6 protein-coding genes are annotated in these 6747 nt (G+C 69.1%); 1 reads left to right on the top strand and 5 read right to left on the bottom strand.

What is annotated here, in order from left to right; genetic code table 11:
• The 5 genes from ACV4UX_RS06880 to ACV4UX_RS06860 all read right to left on the bottom strand — a co-directional run.
• The coding region (locus tag ACV4UX_RS06880) for an FHIPEP family type III secretion protein (protein WP_491592577.1) at window positions 1-1317 on the bottom strand (1317 nt) is incomplete at its 3' end.
• Between the two features lie 18 nt (window positions 1318-1335).
• Entirely contained in the window at window positions 1336-2406 is a 1071-nt protein-coding gene (flhB, locus tag ACV4UX_RS06875) for a flagellar type III secretion system protein FlhB (RefSeq protein WP_491592576.1), read from the bottom strand.
• Between the two features lie 6 nt (window positions 2407-2412).
• The gene (gene fliR, locus ACV4UX_RS06870; protein WP_491592575.1) at window positions 2413-3198 is read right to left on the bottom strand and encodes a flagellar biosynthetic protein FliR; all 786 of its coding nucleotides are present in this window, start codon (window positions 3196-3198) and stop codon (window positions 2413-2415) included.
• A 286-nt stretch (window positions 3199-3484) separates the two neighbouring features.
• On the bottom strand, window positions 3485-4402 hold the full coding sequence (locus ACV4UX_RS06865; protein WP_491592574.1) for a M23 family metallopeptidase: 918 nt from the start codon (window positions 4400-4402) through the stop codon (window positions 3485-3487).
• Between the two features lie 118 nt (window positions 4403-4520).
• A complete protein-coding gene (locus ACV4UX_RS06860; RefSeq protein ID WP_491592573.1) occupies window positions 4521-5327 on the bottom strand; it encodes a tRNA lysidine(34) synthetase in 807 nt (268 codons plus the stop codon).
• A 101-nt stretch (window positions 5328-5428) separates the two neighbouring features.
• On the opposite strand from ACV4UX_RS06860, the gene ACV4UX_RS06855 reads away from it, so the two are divergent.
• On the top strand, window positions 5429-6664 hold the full coding sequence (locus ACV4UX_RS06855; protein ID WP_491592572.1) for a J domain-containing protein: 1236 nt from the start codon (window positions 5429-5431) through the stop codon (window positions 6662-6664).
• Window positions 6665-6747: the final 83 nt, after the last annotated feature.

The raw sequence follows: 6747 nt of genomic DNA, 5'->3' as shown, positions 1-6747 counted from the left end.
GTCCATGGCCAGGTAGTGGTCGATGAGGATCTGGGCCGAGGCGATCTCGTTGCCCTTGACGAGCACGGCGTACTGGCCCGGCTTGAGCTGCAGGTTGTCGCGCAGGTGCAGCGAGGGGATGATCACGCCCATGTCCAGGGCGAATTGGCGGCGGATGGAGCGGATGCGCGCCAGAAGATTGCCGTTCTGGTCCTCGTCCACCAGGGGGATGAGGCCGTAGCCCACTTCCAGTTCGAGGGAATCCAGGGGCAGCAGCTGCTGGACCTCTTCGGGGGTCTCCAGCTCCTGGGGCTTGGCCTTGTCGGTTTCCTGACTCTCGGCGAGGCCCGTCTGCTCGCGCTTGGTGATGCGCGCCAGGGCGAACATGAGCACGGCCAGCACGGTGAAGGGCACGAAGGGCATGCCGGGCACGATGCCGAAGACGAAGAGGATGCCCGAGACCAGGGTGAGGGCCTTGGGGTGCCCGGTGAGCTGGGCGATGAATTCCTCGCCCATGCGCGCCTCGGCCGCCGCGCGCGACACGATGAGGCCTGCGGACACCGAGATGACGATGGAGGGGATGATGGAGACCAGGCCGTCGCCGATGGTCAGGATGGTGTAGGTGGCGGCGGCCTGCTTCCAGTCCATGCCCTTCTGGAGCACGCCGATGAGGAACCCGCCCACGATGTTGATCACGGTGATGAGCATGGTGGCTTTCACGTCGCCGGAGACGAACTTGCCCGCGCCGTCCATGGCGCCGTAGAAGTCGGCCTCCTTGCGGATGGTTTCGCGGCGGGTTGTGGCCTCCTGCTCGTTGATGAGCCCGGCGTTCAGGTCCGCCTCGATGGCCATCTGCTTGCCGGGCATGGCGTCCAGGGTGAAGCGGGCGGCCACTTCGGCGATGCGCGTGGTGCCCGCCACGATGACGGTCTTGTTGAGCGAGAAAAGGATCAGGAACACCACCACGCCGATGATGTAGTTGCCGCCCACCACGAACTCGCCGAAGGCCTTGATCACCTGTCCGGCCGCGCCGGTGCCCTCGTCGCCGTGCATGAGGATCAGGCGCGTGGAGGCCACGTTGAGGGCCAGGCGCAGCATGGTGGTCACCAGCAGCAGGGAGGGGTAGATGGAGAACTCCAGGGGGGAAGTCATGAACATGGAGGTGACCAGCACCACGAGGCTCACGGAGATGGAGAGCGTGAGCATCAGGTCGATGATCATGGTGGGCATGGGCACCAGCATGACGAAGAGGATGATCACCACGCCGGCGGCGAGCATCACGTCGCCCTGCTTGGTGAACTTGGCGTAGTCGAAATTCACTGCGAGTGACTTGGCCATGATTTTGACACCTTTCCCTTAGCGCCCGCGGTTGCGGAACTTGTCCAGCTGGGCCAGCACGGCGGCCACGGCCTGGAAGAGAGCCTCGGGGATCGTCTCCCCCACGTCCGCTTCCTTATACAATGCCCGTGCCAGGGGCACGTTCTCGCGGATGGGCACGCCGTTTTCCCGGGCGATTTCCTTGATCTTCTGGGCCAGGTGGTCCGCGCCCTTGGCCAGCACGATGGGCGCCGGGGCGAGCAGGGGGTTGTACTGCAGGGCCACGGCGATGTGGGTGGGGTTGGTGATCACCACGTCGGCCTTGGGCACGTTCTTGAGCATGCGCTTGCCCATCACCTGGAACATCTTCTGGCGCTGCTGCTGCTTCACTTCGGGGTCGCCTTCCACGTTACGGCGCTCGTCCTTCACCTCGCTCTTGGTCATCTTGAGGTTTTCCTCGTAATCCCAGTGCGTGTACCAGGTGTCGGCTGCGGCGATGAGCACCATGGGGAGCATGGTGTACCAGAGCATGCTCATGGCGTTGGAGAGGATGAAGGCCGCCAGGCCCTGGGCGTCGGTGTAGAACAGGGGCAGCATGTTGCCGAACTCGCGCTTGAGCACGATGTAGGGGGCGATGCCGATGGCCAGGGCCATGAGCACCTGCTTGCCCAGGCGGACAAGCGTCTGCTTGTCCAGCATGAGCTTCTGGATGCCCGCCATGGGGTTGAAGAACTGGCTCCACTGGAAGTTCTGCCAGGGCAACACCCAGAGCTGTCCCACCTGGATGCGCATCACCACATAGGCCGTGCCCGCCAGGAGCAGGAACGTGGGCAGGAGCATCTTCGCCAGACGCCAGGAGAGTTCCAGGAGGAGGTTGTGCGCGGTGTTGAGCGTCACCTCCATGCGCAGGCCCTCGGAGAGGAAAAAGCGAAAAATGTCGCGCAGTTCGCGATCGTAGACGCCGATGGCCATGCTGGAGGCCACCATGCCCACCAGGAGCACGATCATCTTCGGCAGCTCCTGGCTCTTGGGAACCGACCCCTTGTCGCGCGCATCGTTGCGGCGTTTCGGGGTCGCTCGTTCGGTTCTTGACGGGTCGCGCTCAGCCATGGTCGCCTACCTGGCCAGGGGCCGGTTCATGACGGTGTGGTACATGGGGCCAAGCTCCGCGATGTAGTCGCCCACGAAGTGGGAGAGCGCCGTGAGCGTGAGCGTGAAGAACAAAAAACCGACGCCCACCTTGAGCGGGAAGCCCACCTGGATCACGTTCATCTGCGGGGCCGCGCGGGAGACCAGGGCCAGGGCCAGGTCCACCAGGAAGAGCGAGGCCACCACCGGGGCGCTGATCTTCACCGCCAGCACGAAGATCTGCGCCGAGAAGGCCAGCATGGACTGCGCCAGGGCGGGCGTGATGAAGAGCCCCCCAGGCGGCACCAGCACGAAGCTCTCGGCCAGCCCCGTGAGCAGGAAGAGATGCCCGTTGAGCCCCAGGAAGATCATGAGCGTGCACTGATACAGGAACTGGGCCGTCACCGACTCGGAGAGGCCCGTCATGGGGTCGAGGACGTTCATCATGGCGAAGCCCATGGAAAAGCCCATCATGTGCCCCCCGGTCATCACGGCGGCGAAGAGCAGGCGGATGATGATGTCCAGCACCAGGCCCAGGGCCAGTTCGCCCAGGAACATGAGCGAGAGCCCAAGCACCGAAAGGGGCATGAGCGATCCCGGAAACGACAGCCGGGGGAAGATCGCCAGGGTGAGCACCATGCAGAAGGCCCCCTTGACGGCGTTGGGCACCGTGCCCGCGCCGAAGAACGGCAGCAAGAACACCACCAGGCTCACGCGCATGAGCGTGAGGATGAACCCGTAGAACTGCGCGGCCTGGAGATTGAAGAGTTCCATGCCCCAACCTTAGCAAGAGGCGGGCCATGCGCCGGGCCGGGCGGCGCGGGGGAGCGGTTCGGCCCTTGCGCGGGCCTGGCGGCAGCTTCGGGGCTGCCCGTCGGCCGGCGCGACGCGGCGCGAAACAGGGCGGCTAGTGTCGTGATTTTGAAAAACATGAAATGTTTTTCAAAATTAAAATCAATGGTTTTGTATGATTGCCTCAAGAGTCCGTATGGACGGATTTTGAGGACGCAACACTAGGAGTCGCCTTGGCACGTCGTGCCGAGGCCGCCGGGAGGGCGCGTCAGGGCTGGGCTGGCCGGGGGGCCTGGCCCAGGTAGGGGGCGGGGTTCACGGGCACGCCGAAGAGGCGCACCTCGTAGTGCAGGTGCGGCCCGGTGGAGCGCCCCTCCGTGCCCACGGAGGCGATGGCCTGGCCCCGGCGAACGGGGTCTCCGGCCTTGGCGTCAAGGCCTTGGAGGTGGGAGAAGAGCGTGGTGTAGCCGCCGCCGTGGTCCAGCACCAGGGCCAGGGAGCCCTCCGCGTCGCGCCCCGCGAAGGTGACCACCCCGGGAGCGGGAGCGCGCACGGGCGATCCGGCCGGGGCCATGATGTCCACGCCCTTGTGGAACTCCTCCTGCCCGGCGAAGGGCGAGAGCCTCGTGCCGAACTCCGAGGAGAGCACCCCGCGCACGGGCCAGGCGTCGGGCGCGGCCCCCATGGGCTGCCCGCCGGGGGGCAAGAGGGCCATGATGGCCGTTCCGTCCGTCACGGCGAGTTTCACGGGGCGGTTCATGGCCCGGACGAAGGCTGCGCGCATCTCCATGCGCGTGAGGATGTCCTGCGGGCTTTCGTCGCCCTGCTGCCCTCCCAGGGCGGCGCGGGCCTCCCGGATGGCCTTGGCGGCTTCCTTGTCCAGGGTGACGAGGGCGTCGAACTTTTCCTCGCCTTCCTTGAGGCGCGCCACGCCCTCGGCGATCTCCCGGGCGCGGGCCTCGATGTGCTCCAGGGAGGGGCCGCGCAGGGAGGACAGACGGCGGCGTTCCTCCAGGTCGTCCTCCAGGGCGGGGCGGGTGAGCGAGGCCGCGAACCACCAGACGTTGCCCGCAGCCACCAGGACCAGGAAGGCGACGGCGGCCAGGGCCAGGCCCTTCCTTGGGGATACGCGGCGGTAGAGGCCGTGGTCGTCGCGGAAGATTTCGAAGCGTGAGGGCGTGGGCATGGCGGATGGCCGTCCTTGGCGGGGGCTCCCAGCATTCTGCCACGGCGCGGCGCGGCCGTCCAGGGGGGCAAGAAGGGGGGGGCAAGAAGGTGGGGGCGGAGCAGACGCCGGAGCGGGGTCAGGCCTCGCCGGAGTGGTCCGGCTCCAGGCTGGCGGACAGCGCAGCGGTGTCCGCCGGGACGTCCGGAACCTGCCAGCGCGTGAGCGCCCCGAAAACGTTGGCCCGGTAGCGCTTGTCCCGGGCGTACATCTCCTTGAGCCAGCCCTCGAAGTCGGAGCGGCGCGTGGCCCCGGCCGAGGGGCAGGGGTTGGACCAGATGGGAAGCCCCCACTGCCGCGCGGCGCGCTTGATGTGGTCCTTCTCCACGGTGAGCAGGGGACGGATCATCACGAGCCTGCCCTGGAAGAAGGCCTCGCGGGGGGAGAGGCCCTGCACCCTGCCGGTCTGGAAGACATTCATGAAAAAGGTGGCGGCCAGGTCGTCGGCGTTGTGGCCCATGGCCAGGTGTGTGAGACCGTAGGCCTCGCAGAGTTGGAAGAGTCTCGTGCGCCGGAGCATGGCGCAGTAGAAGCAGGCCGAGGCCTTGCGGTTCTCGGGGGAGTGGGCGCGGGGGCCGTGGTCGGTGGTCTCGGCGTGCAGGGCCAGGCCCTTTCCGGCGCACCAGTCCGCCAGGGGGGCGTGGGATGCGGGGTCGAAGCCGGGGTTCACGTGCAGGGCCAGCAGATCGAACCGGAAGGGCACGATGCGCTGGCGCAGGCGCAGCACGTTGAGCAGCACGAAGCTGTCCACGCCGCCGGACACGGCCACGCCCACGCGCGCGCCGGGGCCGATCATGGCCGTCTGGCGCATGAGCTTGCCCACGCGGCCCACGCAGACCTTCTGGGCGAAGGTGGCCTTTTCCTCTCGAACTCGTAGGAATGACATGGGCGGGCTCTAGTCCAAACCGGCGTCGATCTCAAGGCCCGCTCCGGCATGGTCCCTGGAGGCCATGGCCGGACGCGGCGGATTCTGGTACGCTGCCGGACATGAAGCCCTGCGCCTGCATCGCCCTGCTGCCGTTGGTCCTGGCGTGGTCCTGGGCCTTGGGCCTGGGCGCTGCCTGGAGCCAGCCCGGCGAGGCCGTGCTCCTGGCCCAGGCGCGCCCCGGCGAGGCGCGCCTGCCCGGAGGCGGGGGCGCGCCCGGAGAAGGCCCTTTCGGACCTCCGCCGCCGCCGCGCGAGGTGCGCCCCGGCCCGCCGGGGCCAAGGCCCGCTCCGCCCGGTCCGGGGCTCGCGGGCCGCCCCGCGCCGGAGGGCATGGTTCCTGGAGCGCGCGTCGTTCCCGGTCCCTCGGCCGTGCCGCATCCAGGCCCGCAGGGCGACTGGCGGCGGCCTGTGCCGCCTTCCCCCCCGGCCCCGGCGCGGCCATGGGAGCGGCCCCGGCCCCTGGCCCCGGACGAGGCGCTCCGACCCGGCATCCAGGGTGGCGCGGGCGATCCGGCCCGGGCGTCGCAGACCCCCGCCCCCCCCAACGACGCGGCCCGGCGCGAGGCCGTTGCGGTCCCGGTTTCAACGCCCCCGGAAGCGGCCGCCGCTCCGGCGTCGCGCCTGCCCGAGGCCGTGCGCGTGGCGCTGCGCCCCGAATCCCTGGTAATCGTGGGCGCCTTCCTGGGCGTGGCGGCCCTGGCCGCGCTGGCCCGAGCGCGCAAGCGCCCGCCCAGGAGCAACGTGCGCACGCGCCGGGGCGTGGCCGCCTCCGAGGCAGGGGGCGAAGCCGCGCCGGAGCGCGACCGCGTGCGGTTCGCCCCGGACGACGCCCGGCAGGCCCGCGAGCGGGAGGCCAGGCGCAGAACCGACGAGGACTGGCTGCGCGCCGACAGGGAGCGCTTCGTGCGCATGCGCAGTGAAGAGGTGCGCGAGGAGCGCCTGCACGCCGAGGCGGAACGCCGTCGCGCCGAAGCGGAGCGCGCCCGGTCCGGAGAGCGTCGGCGCAGGGACGGGCAGGGGGGGCCTGCGGGCTCCTCCCGAAGGGGGGGCTCCGGGCCTGAGGGCGCGGGCCGGGAGAGCCCGCGGGACGTGCAGGACCGGGACTGGGCGCTGCGCGTCCTGGGGGTCTCCCCCGGCGCGACGCCCGGCGAGGTCCGCAAGGCCTACATCGCGGGCATGAAGGCCAACCACCCGGACCAGGCGAGCACCCTGGGCGAGGAGGTGCAGGCCCTCTTCTCGGAACGGGCCAAGCTCCTGAACATCGCCTACGACATCCTCAGGGAGCAGGACGCCTAGCAGCCTGGGAACCATCCCCGCAGGCTGCGTTGGAGGCCCCCCCGCGCAAGCGAACTGCGCTTCGGGCCTGGTTTAGTTCCCGC

The sequence above is a fragment of the Fundidesulfovibrio sp. genome (assembly GCF_058402725.1).
Note: the sequence above shows the minus strand (reverse complement) of the source record. Positions and strands in the feature narration are given on the sequence as shown.